Source organism: Ectorhizobium quercum, from assembly GCF_026552795.1.
GTDB classification, from domain to species: Bacteria; Pseudomonadota; Alphaproteobacteria; order Rhizobiales; family Rhizobiaceae; genus Ectorhizobium; species Ectorhizobium quercum.
This window is the reverse complement of sequence record NZ_JANFPI010000002.1, coordinates 1-17,879: the sequence shown is the minus strand read 5'-3', so window position 1 is coordinate 17,879 and position 17,879 is coordinate 1. Positions and strand designations below refer to the sequence as shown.

Annotated in this window: 16 protein-coding genes and 1 other RNA gene; 10 read left to right on the top strand and 7 right to left on the bottom strand. The window is 63.3% G+C overall.

From position 1 onward, the window contains the following. Window position 1 precedes the first annotated feature (1 nt). The 4 genes from NOF55_RS04825 to ssrA form a co-directional block, all read right to left on the bottom strand. On the bottom strand, window positions 2-910 hold the full coding sequence (locus tag NOF55_RS04825; RefSeq protein WP_370868949.1) for an ABC transporter permease: 909 nt from the start codon (window positions 908-910) through the stop codon (window positions 2-4). A gap of 336 nt (window positions 911-1,246) precedes the next feature. After that, complete coding sequence (locus tag NOF55_RS04820; protein WP_306410214.1) at window positions 1,247-2,536, bottom strand: ABC transporter substrate-binding protein; 1,290 nt, start codon at window positions 2,534-2,536, stop codon at window positions 1,247-1,249. Between the two features lie 40 nt (window positions 2,537-2,576). Then, window positions 2,577-3,665, bottom strand: coding sequence for an ABC transporter ATP-binding protein (locus tag NOF55_RS04815; RefSeq protein ID WP_306410213.1), 1,089 nt, complete (start codon window positions 3,663-3,665; stop codon window positions 2,577-2,579). Window positions 3,666-4,048: 383 nt separating this feature from the next. Continuing rightward, window positions 4,049-4,422: a transfer-messenger RNA gene (gene ssrA / locus NOF55_RS04810) on the bottom strand. Between the two features lie 121 nt (window positions 4,423-4,543). Between ssrA and NOF55_RS04805 the strand changes: the two genes are divergently transcribed. The 7 genes from NOF55_RS04805 (at window position 4,544) to NOF55_RS04775 (ending at window position 10,273) form a co-directional block, all read left to right on the top strand. Then, a complete protein-coding gene (locus tag NOF55_RS04805) occupies window positions 4,544-4,852 on the top strand; it encodes a DUF2853 family protein (RefSeq protein WP_306410212.1) in 309 nt (102 codons plus the stop codon). A gap of 90 nt (window positions 4,853-4,942) precedes the next feature. Beyond that, a complete protein-coding gene (locus NOF55_RS04800) occupies window positions 4,943-5,737 on the top strand; it encodes a thymidylate synthase (RefSeq protein WP_306410211.1) in 795 nt (264 codons plus the stop codon). Next, window positions 5,737-6,258 (top strand): dihydrofolate reductase, encoded by a 522-nt coding sequence (locus tag NOF55_RS04795; protein WP_306410210.1) that lies wholly within the window; start codon window positions 5,737-5,739, stop codon window positions 6,256-6,258. The genes NOF55_RS04800 and NOF55_RS04795 overlap by 1 nt, the downstream gene beginning before the upstream one ends. Window positions 6,259-6,438: 180 nt before the next feature. Further along, on the top strand, window positions 6,439-7,539 hold the full coding sequence (gene hflK, locus NOF55_RS04790) for an FtsH protease activity modulator HflK (protein WP_306410209.1): 1,101 nt from the start codon (window positions 6,439-6,441) through the stop codon (window positions 7,537-7,539). Continuing rightward, window positions 7,536-8,459: a protease modulator HflC gene (hflC, locus tag NOF55_RS04785; protein ID WP_306410208.1), complete on the top strand. Its 924-nt coding sequence runs from the start codon at window positions 7,536-7,538 to the stop codon at window positions 8,457-8,459. Before hflK ends, hflC begins: the two co-directional genes overlap by 4 nt. An 8-nt stretch (window positions 8,460-8,467) precedes the next feature. Beyond that, complete coding sequence (locus tag NOF55_RS04780) at window positions 8,468-8,653, top strand: DUF2065 domain-containing protein (protein WP_306410207.1); 186 nt, start codon at window positions 8,468-8,470, stop codon at window positions 8,651-8,653. Between the two features lie 99 nt (window positions 8,654-8,752). Further along, window positions 8,753-10,273 carry a Do family serine endopeptidase gene (locus NOF55_RS04775; RefSeq protein WP_306410206.1) on the top strand — a complete coding sequence of 507 codons (1,521 nt, stop codon included), beginning with the start codon at window positions 8,753-8,755 and terminating at the stop codon, window positions 10,271-10,273. On the opposite strand, the gene NOF55_RS04770 is transcribed toward NOF55_RS04775, so the two are convergent. Together NOF55_RS04770 and serB are read right to left on the bottom strand one after the other, a co-directional pair. After that, on the bottom strand, window positions 10,263-10,865 hold the full coding sequence (locus NOF55_RS04770) for a GNAT family N-acetyltransferase (protein ID WP_306410205.1): 603 nt from the start codon (window positions 10,863-10,865) through the stop codon (window positions 10,263-10,265). The two genes, NOF55_RS04775 and NOF55_RS04770, sit on opposite strands and share 11 nt — an antisense overlap. Beyond that, on the bottom strand, window positions 10,862-11,752 hold the full coding sequence (gene serB / locus NOF55_RS04765; protein ID WP_306410204.1) for a phosphoserine phosphatase SerB: 891 nt from the start codon (window positions 11,750-11,752) through the stop codon (window positions 10,862-10,864). Before serB ends, NOF55_RS04770 begins: the two co-directional genes overlap by 4 nt. Here serB and miaA point away from each other — a divergent pair. Beyond that, entirely contained in the window at window positions 11,751-12,653 is a 903-nt protein-coding gene (gene miaA / locus NOF55_RS04760) for a tRNA (adenosine(37)-N6)-dimethylallyltransferase MiaA (protein ID WP_306410203.1), read from the top strand. The genes serB and miaA overlap by 2 nt on opposite strands. 269 nt (window positions 12,654-12,922) lie before the next feature. Here the strand turns inward: miaA and NOF55_RS04755 are convergent, their stop codons facing one another. Further along, window positions 12,923-14,827: an ATP-binding protein gene (locus NOF55_RS04755; RefSeq protein ID WP_306410202.1), complete on the bottom strand. Its 1,905-nt coding sequence runs from the start codon at window positions 14,825-14,827 to the stop codon at window positions 12,923-12,925. A 422-nt stretch (window positions 14,828-15,249) separates the two neighbouring features. On the opposite strand from NOF55_RS04755, the gene NOF55_RS04750 reads away from it, so the two are divergent. Together NOF55_RS04750 and ilvN are read left to right on the top strand one after the other, a co-directional pair. Further along, window positions 15,250-17,007, top strand: coding sequence for an acetolactate synthase 3 large subunit (locus NOF55_RS04750; protein WP_370868948.1), 1,758 nt, complete (start codon window positions 15,250-15,252; stop codon window positions 17,005-17,007). Window positions 17,008-17,131: 124 nt separating this feature from the next. Continuing rightward, window positions 17,132-17,704, top strand: coding sequence for an acetolactate synthase small subunit (ilvN, locus tag NOF55_RS04745; protein WP_306410200.1), 573 nt, complete (start codon window positions 17,132-17,134; stop codon window positions 17,702-17,704). The last annotated feature ends 175 nt before the right edge of the window (window positions 17,705-17,879 follow it).

Below are 17,879 nucleotides of genomic sequence, written 5' to 3'. Positions count from 1 at the left end.
GTCACAGCTCCTTGCGGATGTCGACGACGCGCAGGATGCCCGCCACCATCAGGAGAACGAGGGCGAGCAGCACGACGGCGTTTGCGGCCGCGGCGGGATATTGCAGCAGCGACATCTGGTTCTTCATCATCAGCGCCACGGATGCGCTCTGGCCGCCGGACATGACCTGCACGGTGGAGAAGTCCGCCATGACGAGTGTGACGACAAAGATGGAGCCGATGGCCATGCCGGGCTTCGAAAGCGGAATGATGACGTTGGTCAGAATCTGCCAGCCGCTTGCTCCGGCATCGCGGGCGGCCTCGACCAGCGAGCGGTCGATGCGCATCATGGTGTTGAAGATCGGCGTCACCATGAACAGCGTGTAGAGGTGGACCATCGCCAGCACCACCGCGAAATCGGAATAGAGCAGCCACTCGATGGGCACCGAGACGATGCCCGCCTCCACCAGCACGGAATTGACGAGACCGTTGCGGCCGAGCACCGGTATCCACGAGATCATGCGGATGATGTTCGAGGTCAGGAACGGCACGGTGCAGACGAGAAAGAGAACCATCTGCATGGTGCTGGTGCGGATGTGGAAGGCCAGGAAATAGGCCACCCAGAAGCCGATGAACAGGGTGAGCGCCCAGACGAGGAACGTATATTTCAACGTGTTAAGGTAGGTCCTCCACGTGACCCAGGAACCGAGCGTTTCGGCATAGTTGAACGTCACGAAGTCCGGATACATCTGGGCGAAATCGTAGTCCCAGAAGCTGACGACCGCGATCATCAGGATGGGAAGCGCCAGGAACGCTCCCAGAATGAGCGCAAGCGGCGTGGCCTGGAGCCATGAGATCAGCATGGGCGGCAAGCGCAGCGGCGGTTTTTCGGGCACTTCGACCGCTGCCGTTTTCGGCTGGGGGACGACCATCGGCATTTCGTTCGGCTCCTTGTCTGCGGCTGCGAAAAGACCCATCCCCGCATAGGGGGTGCGGCCAGACTGCTGACAAACGGCTCGTCGCTCTCTTTCGTCATGGTCGGGCTTGACCCGACCATCCACCGCGGCGCTTGCGGCATGGACCCTTGGGGCTCAAGCCCGAGGGTGACGAGGGAGAGGGTTTGTCAATACACCGCCCCGCCCCCCATGAAAGGGAGGGGCTTCTTGCTCCTCGCCGGGCCGGCGGTCGGGAAACCGGCGCGGCATATCTTCTTCCCCCTTGTGGGGAGAGGCCGGCAGGCCGTACGGTCGACTGCCGGCGGGGGCTGTTTACGCGGCGATGAACTCGTTCCAGCGGCGGACCATGTAGCGGTCCTCGTCCATCACCGAGTTCCAGCAGGCGACCTTGCCCATGCGCTCGATGAAGGAGCCGCCGTCGCGCACGGCGCCGGCCTTTTCCATCACCTGGCCTTCCGGCGAGACGATATCGCCCTGGGCCGGCTTGCCCTCGATCCAGTAGCCCCATTCGTCGGCGGTCATGTATTCCTTCGCGGTATCCATCGCGGCGGAATAGTAGCCCTGGCGGTTCAGGTAGGCGCCGACCCAGCCGGACGTGTACCAGTTGATGTATTCATAGGCCGCATCGAGCTTGGCGCCCGACAGATGCGCGGCGAGGCCGAGGCCGCCGCCCCACGAGCGGTAGCCTTCCTTGAGCGGCTGGTACTTGCAGGCGATGCCCTTCGAACGGACGGCGGCGACGGCCGGCGACCACATGGACTGGATCACGACCTCGCCCGAGGCCATCAGGTTGACGCTCTCGTCGAAGCTCTTCCAGAAGGCGCGGAACTGGCCGGCCTTCTTGGTTTCGATCAGGAAGTCGATCGTCTTGTCGATCTCCTCCTGAGTCATGTTGCCCTTGTCGCCGTACTCGATGTTGCCGGCGGCCTCCATGATCATCGCGGCGTCCATGATGCCGATGGAGGGGATGTTGAGGATCGAGGTCTTGCCCTTGAAGGCCGGGTCGAGAATATCGGCCCAGGTGGTGATCTCGCGGCCCACGAGGTCCGGACGGATGCCGAGCGTGTCGGCGTTGTAGATGGTGGGAACCATCGTGAACCACTGGGTCTCTTCCGTGGCGAAGGTCTTGTCGCCTGGCTTTTCGACGAAGCCGACCGTGTGCGGGGCGGTGCCCTGGGCGATGACGCTGTCCGGCGTCAGCTTGCCGTTCTTGAACAGCGGCACGATCTTGTCGTAGTGCGTCAGCTTCGTCGTATCCATCGGCTGGATGACGCCGGCGGCGAAGACCTTCTTCAGGATCCAGTACTCGATGTCGGCGATGTCGTAGGAGTTCGGCTGCGTGACGGCGCGCTGGGCGGCGGCATCGCTGTCGGTCGCCGTCATTTCGAGCGTGATGCCGAGGTCTTCCTTGCACTTCTGGGCGATGGCGTTGATGTTCGAAACGCCGGTGCCGAACTGGCGGAGCGTGATCGGGTTCTGGGCCCAGATGGTCGGGAAGCCGGTGATGGCGCCGGAGCCGGCGGCAAGGCCGGCCGCCGCAGCGCCGGTCTTCAGGAGCGAGCGGCGGGAAAGGCCCGTCTTCTTGATCGGAGTATCAGTCATGCGAAGTTCTCCTTGTTCGGTGACTGTGGATGTGGTGGGATCAGTGCTGCGCGCGGCCGAGCACGATGGCGTCGGCCGCATTCCAGGAAAGTGGGATGGCGTCGCCCGGCTTGACGGGCGTTTCGAAATAGGCGGTGTCGGAAACGGTCAGGGTGAAATCCTCCACCCCGGCGCCATTGACGACGATCTTCACGCTCGATCCGCGGTATTCGACGTTCTGGACGACGCCGGTGAAGCCGAGACCCGGCGCGGACGTCTCGGCGATCCGCACGCGGTCGGTGCGCACCGCGATATCCGCCGGCTCGCCGGCCTCGCCCTTGCCGTCGATGGCCTGGAAGCGCCCGCCGCCGTTGACTTCGATGGTGATGCCGTTGGCGTCGGTCTCGACGGTTCGGCCGGAAATGACGTTGTGATCGCCCATGAAGCGGGCCACGAAGGCGGTCGCGGGACGCTCGAAGACGGAGCGGGGGCTTGCGGCCTGTTCGATCCTGCCGTCGTTCATCACGACGATGAGATCGGCGAGCGCCATCGCCTCCTCCTGGCTGTGGGTCACGTGGACGAAGGTGATGCCGAGCGACGTCTGGAGCTTCTTGAGTTCGGCGCGCATGCGGATCTTGAGGAAGGGATCGAGTGCGGACAGCGGCTCGTCGAGCAGCAGCGCCTCGGGGTCGGTGATGAGGGCGCGCGCCAGCGCCACGCGCTGCTGCTGCCCGCCCGAAAGCTGGGCGGGGCGGCGCTGCGCATAGGGTTCGAGCTGCATCAGCCGGAGCATGTCGAGGGCCTTGCGGCGGCGCTCCTCCTTGTCGACGCCCTTCATCTTCAGGCTGAAGGCGACATTCTCGACAAGATCGAGATGGGGAAACAGCGCATAGGACTGGAACATCATGGCGGTGCCGCGCCGCGCCGGCGGCAGGTCGGTGACGACCTTGGAGCCGAGGCGGATGTCTCCCGTCGAAATGCTTTCGTGGCCGGCGATCATCCGCAAGGTGGAGGTCTTGCCGCAGCCCGACGGGCCGAGCAGGCAGCAATAGCTGCCCGCCGGTATCTTCAGGCTGATGGCATGGACGGCGGTTGTCTGGCCGTAAATCTTGGAGACGGAGGCTATGTCGATTTCGGCGGCTTTCGTCATGGTCTTCCCTCTGGCTTCTGCCCATGACGATGCAGGTGCCGTGCCAGATTGAAGGCCCGCACCCGGAAATTGCGGGTGCGATGACGGCTTTCAGGGTAATTTGTTCGTTAGAGACCTGTTTTCAAAAGAAGAAAATTCGCAACGAAGGGCCGTCGGCAGATGATGTGTATCGGATCATTTCGATTGACGACCAAAGGGATGGCGATAGTTTGAACAAAATGTCACCAATGTGTGCATAAAAAATATTATTTTGTAGTCAAATATCTTGTTCTTTGGATTCTCTATGTAGGATTATTGTATGCGATACCAGCGCAAGATTGTTCACAATCCAGAAAGGGATTGCGTTTCAGAGCCGTGTGTCCGCGGAAATTGAAGAGAGGGAAAGTGAAGGCTTCTGTTGCCAGGTGCCTTCGAACCCCGCCTGAGAGTGCGACCCCTCAGGACTTGATTTGAAGTGTCACACCGCCATTAGGCAGCGAGACGAGCTTCCGCATAGTTGTCGTTTGCAACTACTCTAGTGACCCGATAACGGCGGTATCATGCCGAGCGAAAGTCCAATCTTTACACCCTTGTCGATCCTGTTTCGCCCCCATCAGAAGCCGGCCTTTTTCTTTATCGAGAAGGCCGCCGGTTTCTGGTGGAGGCGCCGGGTACCGCCCCCGGGTCCAATAGGCTTATTACAAAGGCCGTTTATCGCCATAGCCGGATCAAGTCCGGCACGCTTCATATAGGGTGTTATTCGCTCCGTGAAAAGATGCCGCGGCTTTTGAATGTAAAAAGAAATTGCCCGTTCTTGACGGCGGGCAGGCCGTGACTCATGTTCTCAACCGGGGGAAGCGCGGATGTTGCGCGCTCGACCGGTCAGAAAAGAGGACATCATGACTGATTATCTTGCCGATGTGAAAAAGTACGATGCCGCTGCCGACGAAGCGGCCGTCCAGAAGATCGTCCGCCATCTCGGGATCGCCCTGCGCAACCGCGACTCGGCGCTGGTGTCGGCGACCGACAAGACGGAACTCGACCGCGTGGTCGAGAAATGGGCTGGCAAGAAGCTGGGCGTGACCGGCGAGCCGGCGGAAAAGGCCGTGGCCACCGTCGCCAGCCTCATGGCCGCCGACCGCAGCAAGTCGCGTGTCACCTTCTATTATCTCGTCGCCAAGGAACTCGGCAAGCTCGGCGATCTCTGAGGATAAGGCGGAAAAGCATCCACCGGCTTCTTGGTTCCGTTGCCGTGACCCGTTATGTATCCTGCCTGACAGGAATCGGCGGCGGAACCCATGCGGCAATATCTCGATCTTCTCGACCACGTCATGCAGAACGGCACCGACCGGGGCGACCGCACCGGCACCGGCACGCGCTCGGTGTTCGGCTATCAGATGCGTTTCGATCTTTCGGAAGGCTTTCCGCTTCTGACGACGAAGAAGCTGCATCTGCGTTCCATCATCTACGAGCTGCTGTGGTTCCTGAAGGGTGAGACCAATATCGCCTGGCTGAAGGAAAACGGCGTTTCCATCTGGGACGAGTGGGCCGACGCCAAAGGCGATCTCGGCCCGGTCTACGGCTATCAGTGGCGCTCCTGGCCGACGCCCGAGGGAGGGCATATCGACCAGATCGCCCATCTGGTCGAGGGGCTGAAGACGAATCCCAATTCCCGCCGCCACATCGTTTCAGCCTGGAATCCGGCGCTTGTCGACGAGATGGCGCTGCCGCCCTGCCATTGCCTGTTCCAGTTCTACGTTTCCGAAGGCAGGCTTTCCTGCCAGCTCTATCAGCGCTCTGCCGACATTTTTCTCGGCGTGCCCTTCAATATCGCCTCCTATGCGCTGCTGACGCTGATGGTCGCGCAGGCGACCGGGCTGGAGCCGGGCGATTTCGTGCACACCTTCGGCGACGCGCATATCTACCACAATCATTTCGAGCAGGTGAAAACCCAGCTTGCGCGCCAGCCGAAGGCGTTGCCGACCATGACGGTCAACCCACAAGTGAAGGATATCTTCGCCTTCCGCTTCGAGGATTTCACCCTGTCCGGCTACGATCCTGATCCGCATATCAAGGCGCCGGTGGCCGTGTGATGATCGACGGCGTGAAGGTTGTCATCGTCGTGGCGAAGGCGCGCAACGGTGTCATCGGCCGCGAGGGCGACATGCCCTGGCGGCTTTCGTCCGATCTCAGGCGGTTCAAGGCTCTCACGATGGGCAAGCCGGTGGTGATGGGGCGCAAGACGCTCGAATCCCTGCCGAAGCTTCTGCCCGGACGCCCGCATGTGGTCGTCACGCGCAATGCCGGCTTTGCCGCGCCGGACGGGGTGACGGTCGCGCATTCGCTGGAGGACGGGCTTGCAATCGCCGCGCGGCTGGCGAAGGAACGCGGCGTCGACGAGATCTGCGTACTCGGCGGCGGAGACATCTACCGCCAGGCCCTGCCGCTGGCCGACCTGCTGCACGTCACGCATGTCGAGGCGGAACCGGAGGGTGACACGACCTTTCCCGATATCCCGCCGGAGCGCTGGACGGTCGGGGAGGAGGTCGAGGTTCCGGCCGGCGAACGCGACGACCATGCGACGGTCTACAGGCTCTATCGCCGCCGCGCGTGACCGGAGGACGGTTTTTTCGGATTTATCTTCCCCCTCTGACAACTATTTTACCTGAAATCACTTTCGCGCGAGTGCATCGGCGTTGAAAGCGGGGGTTGGCCTCCCTATAACGGGGCCATCGGATTTCACGCCGGTCTCTCGGTCGTGGAGCCAAAAAATACAAGATGTAAAGAGGATTCGATGCCCTGGAGCAATCAGAATGGCGGCGGCCCCTGGGGTGGCGGCGGCGGTGGAGGAGGCGGCAACAATCAGGGGCCGTGGGGACGCGGGCCGAACCGGCCGCGCGGCAATGGCGGACAACCTGATCTGGAAGATATTCTGAGGCGCGGGCAGGACCAGTTCAAGAACATCGTGCCCGGCGGCTTCAACGGCGGCATGGCCGTGATCGTGGTGGGAATCTTCGCCATCTTCTGGCTGACGCAGGCCATCTACACGGTCCAGCCGGACGAACGCGGCGTCGAGCTGCGCTTCGGCAAGCCGCGCGAGGAAGTGTCCATGCCGGGGCTGCATTTCCATCTCTGGCCGGTCGACAAGGTCGAGATCGTCAAAGTCACCGAGCAGCAGCAGAATATCGGTAGCCGGGCCGGCTCCAATTCCGGCACGGGCCTGATGCTATCCGGCGACCAGAACATCGTGAACGTGCAGTTCTCCGTTCTTTATACCGTGACGGACCCGTCCGCCTATCTGTTCAACGTGGAAAATCCGGCCGATACGCTTCAGCAGGTGGCCGAGAGCGCGATGCGCGAAGTCGTCGGCCGTCGTCCGGCGCAGGACGCCTATCGCGACAACCGCCAGCCGATCGAGGAGGAGGTTCGCACCATCCTCCAGTCGACGATGGATCTCTACGGCGCCGGTATCGCGATCAACCGCATCAACATCGAGGACGTGGCGCCGCCGCGCGACGTGGCCGATGCGTTCGAGGAAGTTCAGCGCGCCGGTCAGGACCGCCAGCGGCTGGTCGAGGAGGCCAACCAGTACTCCAACCAGATTCTCGGCCAGGCCCGCGGTCAAGCCGCCCAGATTCGCGAAGAAGCGAGCGCCTACAAGAATCGCGTCGTGCAGGAAGCCGAAGGTGAGGCCCAGCGCTTCGTCTCGATCTACGAACAGTACCGCAATGCCCCGGACGTGACCCGCACGCGTCTCTTCCTCGAAACGATGGAAGCGGTGCTGAAGAATTCGAAGAAGGTCATCATCGACGAAAACCAGAGCGGCGTCGTGCCCTATCTGCCGCTCAACGAGCTTAACCGTCCGGCCACGCAGCAGGGAGGCACCGCGCCATGAACCAGAACAGACTTATGATCGTTCTTGGCGTCGTCGCCGCTCTTTTCGGTCTCGTTTACGCATCGGTCTTCGTCGTGAACGAACGCCAGCAGGCGATCGTCGTCCGCTTCGGCCAGATCCAGAACGTCCACAGCGAGCCGGGCCTCTATTTCAAGCTGCCCTTCGCCTTCATGGATGCCGACCGCGTTCAGTATGTCGAGGATCTGGCCCTGCGCTTCGATCTCGACAATATCCGCGTTCAGGATTCCGGCGGCGCCTTCTATGAGGTGAACGCCTTCGTCATCTACCGCATTTCGGACCCGCGCCGTTTCCGCGAAACGGTTTCCGGCGACCGCAACACCGCGGAAATGCGCCTTCGCACCCGTCTCGACTCGTCGCTTCGCCGGGTCTACGGCCTGCGCAGCATCGCCGCCGTGCTGGCGGATTCCCGTACCACGATGATGGCGGAAGTCCGCAACGATCTTGCCAACGATGCCAACACGCTCGGCCTTTCTCTCGAGGATGTCCGCATCAGCCGCACGGATCTGAGCGCCGAGGTTTCGGAACGCACCTATAACCGCATGCGCGCCGAGCGCTTGGCCGAAGCCGAGTTCCTGCGCGCGCAGGGAACGGAAGAGGGACAGCGCCGCCGCGCCGTCGCCGACCGCCAGGTCGTCGAACTGGTGGCCGGGGCCCAGCGTGACGCCGAAATCCTGCGCGGTGAGGGCGATGCCGACCGTAACCGCATCTTCGGCGAGGCCTTCCAGAGGGACCCGTCCTTCTTCGAGTTCTACCGGTCGATGAGCGCCTATTCGGCCTCGCTGTCCTCGCCGGACACGACGCTGGTGCTGTCGCCCGACTCGCAGTTCTTCCGCTACTTCGGCAATTCCAACGGCCCGAGCGCCGCTCCTGCCGCTCCTGCCGCGCCGCCGTCGAACTGAAAAAGCTTATGTCGGACTTTTTCACCGGTCTGGCATTCTTCCTGATCATCGAGGGGCTGGTCTACGCGCTGGCCCCTCGATTTCTCGTTGAAATGGCACGCATTCTTCCCCTCATTCCCGAGCGGCAACTGCGTCTTGCCGGGCTCGGCGCCATCGGCGCCGGGGTGGGGCTCGTCTGGCTTTTGCGTGGATGATCGCATCGCGCTCGCGAAAAGATGATTTCGCCCGACTATGATCCGGCATATCCTTACGCCGATGAGCCGGGCAGGGGCTAGCGACAGGAACGATTGACTATGGGTGTTTCGTATTATCTTCCGAGCCTGAGGAAACCTCTTGCGGGCGCGATGGTTCTGGCCATCGCTCTTGCCGGCGTGCCGGCGGCGGGTATCCGCCCGGCCGTGGCGCAGGGACCGGAATCGGTGGCCGATCTGGCGGAGGGGCTTCTGGATGCCGTCGTCAACATCTCGACATCGCAGAAGGTGCAGCAGGAGGAGGAAGGATCTCCTTCCCCGACCGTGCCGGACGGTTCTCCGTTCCAGGAACTGTTCGAGGATTTCTTCAAGGGCGAAGGCCGGCGCGGCGGCAACCAGAAGGTCAATTCCCTCGGCTCCGGCTTCGTGATCGACGAGAAGGGCATCGTCGTCACGAACAACCACGTCATCGAGGGCGCCGATGCCATCGAGGTGATTTTCGCCGACGGCTCCTCGCTTCCGGCGACGCTGGTCGGCACCGATCCGAAGACGGACCTTTCCGTGCTGAAGGTGGAGCCCACCAAGCCGCTCAAGGCGGTGAAATTCGGCGATTCCACCAAGATCCGCATCGGCGACTGGGTGATGGCGATCGGCAACCCGTTCGGCCTCGGCGGTTCCGTCACCGTGGGTATCGTCTCGGCGCGCGGGCGCAACATCAATGCCGGCCCTTATGACAACTTCATCCAGACGGATGCGGCGATCAACAAGGGCAATTCCGGCGGCCCGCTGTTCAACATGGACGGCGAGGTCATCGGCATCAACACCGCGATCATATCGCCGTCGGGCGGCTCCATCGGCATCGGCTTCGCGGTTCCGACCGAACTTGCCGCCAATATCGTCAACCAGCTTTCCGAATTCGGCGAGACCCGCCGCGGCTGGCTCGGTGTGCGCATCCAGCCGGTGACGGACGAGGTGGCCAAGAGCCTCAACCTCGAAAAGGCCGGCGGGGCGATGATCGCCGGCATCATCGAAGGCGGGCCGATCACCAATGGCGAGATGAAGCCGGGCGACGTGATCGTCTCCTTCAACGGCAAGACGGTGAACGATACGCGCGACCTGCAACGCATCGTCGCCGAAAGCCCGATCGGCGCGCCGGTCGAGGCGCGGGTCCTGCGCGACGGCAAGGAAGAGGCCGTTCAGATCACGCTCGGCCGGCTGGAGGACCAGGAAACCGCCAGCGTCGGCAAGGCCGACGACGCTCCGACCGACGACAGCGCGGCTTCCGCCCCGGATGCCGGCAGCGACGCCGACGCCAATGCCGACAGCGTGGCCGTTCTCGGGATGACGCTGGCCTATCTCGACGACGACAGCCGCAAGACCTACGGTATCGGCGAGGGTGTGGACGGTCTCGTCATTACCGAAGTCTCGCCCGGTTCCGGTGCGGAAAAGGCCGGGCTGAAGGTCGGCGAGGTGGTCGTGGAGATCGCGCAGGAGTTCATGGCGACACCTTCGGATGCTTCCGGCCGGGTGGATGCGCTCAAGAAGGAAGGCCGCCGCAGCGCTCACATGATGATCGCCGGCCCCGACGGCAACCTGCGCTTCGTCGGCGTGCTCATGGAATAGGCAGCGTCTTCTGCTGTGTCTGGCGGGATGCATGCCACGCATCCCGCGTGACGGCAAAGACGAGGTGGCGTTTCAGGTGCGGATGGGTGTCGGGAACGCGCGGATGATCGAAGTCGAGCGCCGGAATGCGCACGAGGCCGAGACGTTCCATGACGGCGATGGAGCGGAGATTGGCCGCAACCGCGAAGGAGACCACGGCGTCGAGGCGCCGGACGTCGAAGGCGTGGTCGAGAAGGGCGCGGGCGGCCTCGGACGCATAGCCCTGCCGCCAGAAGCGCGTCGCCAGCCGCCAGCCGATTTCGACGGCTTCGTGGGGGAAAATGCCGGGCAAGTTCACCGGCATCAGCGCGCAGAAGCCGATGGGGTCCGCCGTGTCCTTGCGTTCCAGCGCGTAGATGCCGTAGCCGGTGGCTGCGATGGCGGCGTTGGCCTCGTCCATCAGCCTGTCGGCTTCGTCCGCCGTTCGCCGGTGCGGGAAGAATTCCATGACCTGCGGATCGGCGTTGATCTCGCGAAAGAGCGCGCGGTCGCCGTCCTGCCAGTTTCGAACCCGCAGACGCTGCGTTTGCAGGAGTTCGACGGCCTGCGTCATGCCGAAACGAAATCCGACTTGCGATAGCCCTGGATGTAGAGAAGCGCGGTGAGGTCGCCGTGATCGATGCGGATCCGCGCCTGGGCGGCGACGGCGGGCTTGGCGTGCAGCGCCACGCCGGAACCCGCAAGATGCAGCATGCCGAGGTCGTTGGCCCCGTCTCCGACGGCAATGGCCTCGTCCGGCGAGATGCCGAGCTTCGCGGCGATATCGTTCAGCGCATCGACCTTGGCTTCGCGCCCGAGGATCGGATCGGCGACGGTGCCGGCCAGCCGGCCGTCTTCCTCGATCAGGAGATTGGCGCGGTTTTCATGGAAGCCGAGAAGATGGGCGACGCGGTCGGTGAAGGCAGTGAAGCCGCCGGACACGAGGGCGGTGTAATGGCCGCGGGCCTTCATCGTCGCGATCAGCTCGCGGCCACCGGGGGTGAGCGTGATGCGCTTTTCGATGACATCGCCGATGACGGAGACCGGAAGACCCTTGAGCAGCGCCACGCGCTCGCGCAGGGCGGGCTCGAAGGCGATTTCGCCGTTCATGGCGCGGGCGGTGATTTCGGAGACCTGCTGCTTCAGGCCGGCTTCTGCGGCCAGTTCGTCTATACATTCCTGCTCGATCATGGTGGAATCCATGTCGGCGATCAGCAGTTTCTTGCGGCGGGTTTCCGCCTGCTGGATGACGAGGTCGACGGGTTTCGAGCCGATCAGCGTGCGCAGCGCCGCTTCCGTCCCGTCGGCATCGCCGAAATCGGGCAAGGGAATGTCGCAGGCGACGCCGTCGGCCAGCCAGTAGAGCAATGTCGAGCCGGCGGTTTCGGCGGCCTTCTCGCCGAAGGCCGTATCGAGAACGGGATTTGACGGATTGGCGATCAGCGTGGCAACTAGGCCCATGACGATAAACCTTGACGACGATATCGATGCCGTTCTGATAACCGGGCCGACGGCCAGCGGCAAGTCCGCTTTGGCGCTCGATCTCGCGCGGCGCCACAACGGCGTGGTGATCAATGCCGACAGCATGCAGGTCTACGACACGCTGCGGGTTCTGACGGCGCGTCCTTCGCTGGAGGACGAGGCGGCCGCTCCCCACCGTCTTTACGGGCATGTGTCGGCCTCGCGCGCCTATTCGACCGGCGAGTGGTTGCGCGACGCCAGTGCCCTGCTCGCCGTCCTCCGGGCCGATGGCCGGCTGCCCGTGTTCGTCGGCGGCACCGGGCTCTATTTCAAGGCGCTGACGGGCGGCCTGTCGGATATGCCGGAGATCGACCAGGCGGTCCGCTGCCAGGTGCGGCTGCGGCTGAAGGAAGAGGGGGCGGAGGCGCTGCACGCCGAACTTGCCCGCCGCGACGCGGAGACGGCGGCAGACCTCCAGCCGGCGGACGGGCAGAGGATCGTGCGCGCGCTCGAGGTCATCGAGGCGACGGGGCGCTCCATCCGCGCGTTCCAGGGCAAGGCGGGGCCGGTGCTGGTCGATCCCGCCCGGGCGGCCAAATTCGTGGTCCTGCCGGAGCGCGGCGTTCTCCATGAGCGGATCGGCCGGCGTTTCGGGCTGATGCTCGATCACGGGGCGGTCGAGGAGGTCCGGGCCCTGCTTGCGCTCGGGCTTGCGGACGACCTGCCGGTGATGAAGGCCATCGGCGTGCGCGAGATCGCCGCCATGCTGGACGGTTCGATGAGCCGCTCCGAGGTGGAGGAGCGCGGGGCGGCGGCCACCCGGCAATATGCCAAGCGGCAGATGACGTGGTTCCGCAACCAGATGGACGAAAGCTGGCAGCGCCTGACGCCGCCCGCCTAGGGCCCACACTCCATCAGAATGGGTGTTCTGTTGGCCGGGATGAGATTGGATGGAAGCAAACAAGCGCAAGGCAAGGCTTTTGGCCTTGTCGAGCATTGTTTGCAATCAGGCGGCTCATCCCGGCCAACCCTTTGGGCAAGTGGCATTTTGCGCCTGCGGACGTCGGAAAGGTTTGAAAATGATCGGCATTTCCTGCACCTTCCCTCCTACTCAGACGCAAAATGCCGCTTGCAGAACACCCATTCTGATGGAGTACGGGCCCTGACGCCTTAGTCGGGATCGCGCAGGCTGCTCAGGGGCTTTTTCAGGATACTTTCCCGCAGTGACAGGCGATTGTCGCGGCGGAACGGACCGGCATCCGTCGACGGGTCGAGCGGCGGTGCGGGTTGGCGGTGCGGATCGTGTGGCTCTTCCCGGACGACGAGGGATTCGCGGTGGAGTCCGCCATTCCAGGCATCGAGGCCCGTGCTGGCGGCGAGGGCGGCTTCGCGTTCGGCGGCGTAGCTGTCGTAGGATGCCCTGAAGGCGCTGATGTCCGGCTCGGTGTTCATGGCCCGCATGCGGCTGATGACCGAGCGCAGATCGACCTGATCGGCGGTTTCCTCCACCTTGCGGGCGGCGCTCGCCGTCTTCGGCAGCCGGTTTTCCTGCACGCGCTCGAAACGCATGCGCATGGGAATGGCGATGGCCTCGCCGAAGGCGATGGCCTCGCCGTTGCCAATGGAGGACAGGAAGCTCGTCGTCGAAATCGACGAGTTCGGAATGGCCGAGCGGATGATGTCCTGATCGTGCTCGTTGGCCAGACGCATGGCGAACAGCGTCGAGCACTGCGAAAGGATGGTCTGGTCGAGTTCGTTCGGGCGCTGGGTGATGACGCCGAGCGAGACGCCGTATTTGCGCCCCTCCTTGGCGATTCGCGCGATGGCCTGACGCGTCGGGAAGAAACCGAGATGGGGATCGGCCGGCACGTAGCGGTGCGCTTCCTCGCAGACGACCAGCATATGGACCGCGCCGTTCGACCACAGGGCCAGTTCGAAGGCCATGCGGCACAGGACGGAGGCCACCGAGTTGACCACCTCCGAGGGAATGCCGGAGAGCTGGAACGTGCAGATGGGCCTGTCGTTGCCCGGAATGCGGAAAATATGCGCGACCGTTTCCATGATCGTGTCGCTGATCGTATTGTTGGAAAACATGAAATGGTAGCGCGGGTCGTTGATGACCGACAGGATGCGCACCTTCAGCGAACGCAGATGCGGCTTTTCGTTGCGGCCTTCCAGCCGGCCGATACGGTCGTCGATGAGGGCGAGCAGGTCGGCGATGCGGTAGGGAACGGGCGTGTCGGCGGTGATGCCGCTCTTTTCCGTCGCGCGCCGCATGAAGCTGGATTCGCCGCGGAAGGCTTTGCGGGCCTCGGCCACCACATCGCGCAGGAATTCGATTTCCTCGGGAACAGCGGGCCGGCCGCGGAAGATGACCTCGGTGAATTCCTCGAGCTTCATGAGCCAGAAGGGCAGGTCGAGATTGTCGGTGTCGATGACGACCGCATGATCGGGGAAGGCGGCGGCGAATTCGTTGTGCGGATCGAGGATCAGCACCCGCAGCTTCGGATCGGTCTCGATCGCCTTGCGCAGGATCAGCGAGACGGCGGTCGATTTGCCGACGCCGGTGGAGCCGACGACCGCGAAATGCTTGGACAGCATGGAAGGGACATGGATCGTGGCGGCGATGCTCTCGTCCTGCGAAAGATGCCCGACCACGCAGCTCTCGTTCTTGCCCGTGTCGTAGATGCAGCGCAGGTCCGCCGCGCGGATGCGGTGGGCGATGGCGCCGAGATAGGGGTAGCGGGAAATGCCGGTCGAGAATTCCGGGCGGCCGTCCGCGCCCGGACGGATTTCTCCCAGAATCTCCACTTCGATCTCAAAGGGATTGTCGACCGCTTCCGTCCAGCCGCTGGAACGGGTGCGCATGGAAAAGGCCAGCGCGACGACCCGGTTCTCGCCGACGCTGATCGAGATCAGCCGGCCGACGGACCACAGTTCGGTGAGGTCCGTGCCGCCGTTTTCGGCCACGGCGGCGATGGTCGCCCGGGCGCCGTTGCACGAGACGACCCGCCCCAGCAGGCGGTTTCCCGGCTTGTCGCCGCGGCGTTCCGTGTCGTTGCCGGGTTCAGGCATGCTGTGCTCGTCCGTGAACAAATCGGTGCTTTCCGTCGCAGGAGGCCGGCATCGGAGCTTCGGGGGAGGTTGGGCCGCCCGCGCCTTTTCTGCCGGTTGCCTCCATCCTATGCGTGCGGATTTAATAACTCGTATAGGCAGGCGTGCGCCTTCTGGCGAAAACGGCGGCAAATTATCCGCCAGCCGCCTCTTTTTCAGGCTGTGGGCGTTGACGAATGTCGTGTTTGCGTCTAACAAATCGGCCATGAAAAAATTCGCAAACCTTATCGTAGTGGGACGGCGCATGGGCAGGATGGTGTAACCATCCGGCGATAGCCACCCATGCGCTAGACGAGGCTCCTCACAGGGGCCTTTTTTTATGCCCGCAACGATCCAACCTTGCAGAAGAGACGGACAAAGGAATGACAGCGACAGAGAACCAGATGACGGGCGCGGAGATCGTCCTGCAAGCGCTGAAAGACAACGGCGTCGAGCATATTTTCGGTTATCCGGGCGGTGCCGTGCTGCCGATCTACGACGAAATCTTCCAGCAGGACGATATCCAGCACATTCTCGTGCGCCACGAGCAGGGTGCAGGCCACGCCGCCGAAGGCTACGCCCGCTCCACGGGCAAGGTCGGCGTTATGCTGGTGACGTCCGGTCCGGGGGCGACGAATGCCGTCACGCCGCTCCAGGACGCGCTGATGGATTCTATCCCGCTCGTCTGCATCTCCGGCCAGGTTCCGACGACGCTCATCGGTTCCGATGCCTTCCAGGAATGTGACACCGTGGGCATCACGCGCCCATGCACCAAGCACAACTGGCTGGTCAAGGACGTCAACGATCTGGCCCGCATCATCCACGAGGCCTTCCGCATTGCGCAGTCCGGGCGTCCGGGGCCGGTCGTCGTCGATATTCCGAAGGACGTCCAGTTCGCCACCGGCACTTACGTTCCGCCGGAAAAGCATGCGATCCAGACCAGCTACCAGCCGAAGATGGATGGCGATGTCGGCGCAATCGCCGCGGCCGTCGAGCTGATGGCGAATGCGCGCCGGCCGGTCTTCTATACCGGCGGCGGCGTCGTCAATTCCGGACCGGACGCCTCGACGCTGCTGCGCGAACTCGTCGAGCTGACCGGCTTTCCGATCACCTCGACCCTGATGGGCCTCGGCGCCTATCCCGCTTCCGGCGAGGCCTGGCTCGGCATGCTCGGCATGCACGGTTCCTACGAGGCCAACATGGCGATGCACGATTGCGACGTCATGGTCTGTATCGGCGCACGGTTCGACGACCGCATCACCGGCCGTCTCGACGCCTTCTCGCCGGGTTCGAAGAAAATCCATATCGACATCGACCCGTCGTCGATCAACAAGACGGTTCGCGTCGACGTGCCCGTCGTCGGCGATATCAATCGGGTTCTGGCCGAAATGTTGCGGCAGTGGAAGGCGCGGCCGACCGCGCCGGACAAGGCCCGCCTTGCCGACTGGTGGCAGGCGATCGATCGCTGGCGGGCACGCAACTCTCTCGCCTATTCGATGAGCAACGATGTCATCATGCCGCAATATGCCATCCAGCGGCTCTACGAGGCGTCGAAGGGGCACGACACCTACATCACCACGGAAGTCGGCCAGCATCAGATGTGGGCGGCCCAGTATTTCGGCTTCGAACAGCCGAACCGCTGGATGACCTCGGGCGGGCTCGGCACGATGGGCTATGGCTTTCCGGCCGCCATCGGCGTGCAGATCGCCCATCCCGACGCGCTCGTCATCGACATTGCCGGCGACGCCTCCATCCAGATGTGCATTCAGGAGATGTCCTGCGCGGTGCAGTACAACGCGCCGGTCAAGATCTTCATCCTGAACAACCAGTACATGGGCATGGTGCGCCAGTGGCAGCAGCTTCTGCACGGCAACCGCCTGTCCAACTCCTATACGGAAGCCATGCCGGACTTCGTGAAGCTGGCGGAAGCCTATGGCGCGGTCGGCCTGCGCTGCGAGAAGCCGGGCGATCTCGACGGCGCGATCGCCGAGATGATCGCCGTGAAGCGCCCGGTCATCTTCGATTGCCGCGTCGCCAACCTTGCCAACTGCTTCCCGATGATCCCGTCGGGCCGCGCCCATAACGACATGCTGTTGCCGGACGAGGCGACGGACGATGCCGTCGCCAACGCCATCGACGCCAAGGGCCGCCAGCTCGTCTAGAGCATTTCCAGGAAAAGTGTGAAGCGGTTTTCCGTTAGGAAATGCGTAAAAACAAAAGGATAGAGCATTTCCGTGACGCCGTTTCAAACGGAAATGCTCTATGCCGGAACGTGGAGAAACCATCATGAACGCACAGCATCAGCCGACCGGCTCCGCCTACTTCATCGCCAAGGAGAAGCAGGCCATCGAATCCCGCACGCTCTCGGTTCTCGTCGATAACGAGCCGGGCGTGCTCGCCCGCGTCATCGGCCTGTTCTCGGGCCGCGGCTACAACATCGAAAGCCTCACCGTTTCGGAAACCGAGCACGAGTCGCACCTGTCGCGCATTACCATCGTGACGCGCGGCACCTCCACGGTCCTCGAGCAGATCAAGGCCCAGCTCGAACGCATCGTACCGGTTCACCGGGTGGTGGACCTCTCCGTCCGCGCCCGCGATCTCGGTCAGGAGCGCCCCGTCGAGCGCGAGGTGGCACTGGTGAAGGTCGCCGGCGGAGGCGAGACCCGTGCGGAAACGCTGCGCCTTGCCGACGCCTTCAATGCGAAGGTGGTGGATGCGTCCGTCGAGCATTTCATTTTCGAGATTACCGGCAAGTCGGCCAAGGTCGACCAGTTCGTCTCGATCATGAAGCCACTCGGGCTGATCGAGGTCTGCCGCACCGGGATTGCCGCCATGAACCGCGGCTCGCAGGGCATGTGATCCGGACGGGAAGGGGCTCCGCGCCGCAATGCATTATCGACACATCCTCTCCTTCGTCACCCTTATCTGTTTTATCGGCTTGATTTTGGTAGGCTTGAGTTGCTGGCAGCGTACCGTGTCACCCTTGGTCGCAAGAGACCGTGTCCGAGCCCGGTACGCTGCCGTTTGCGCATGT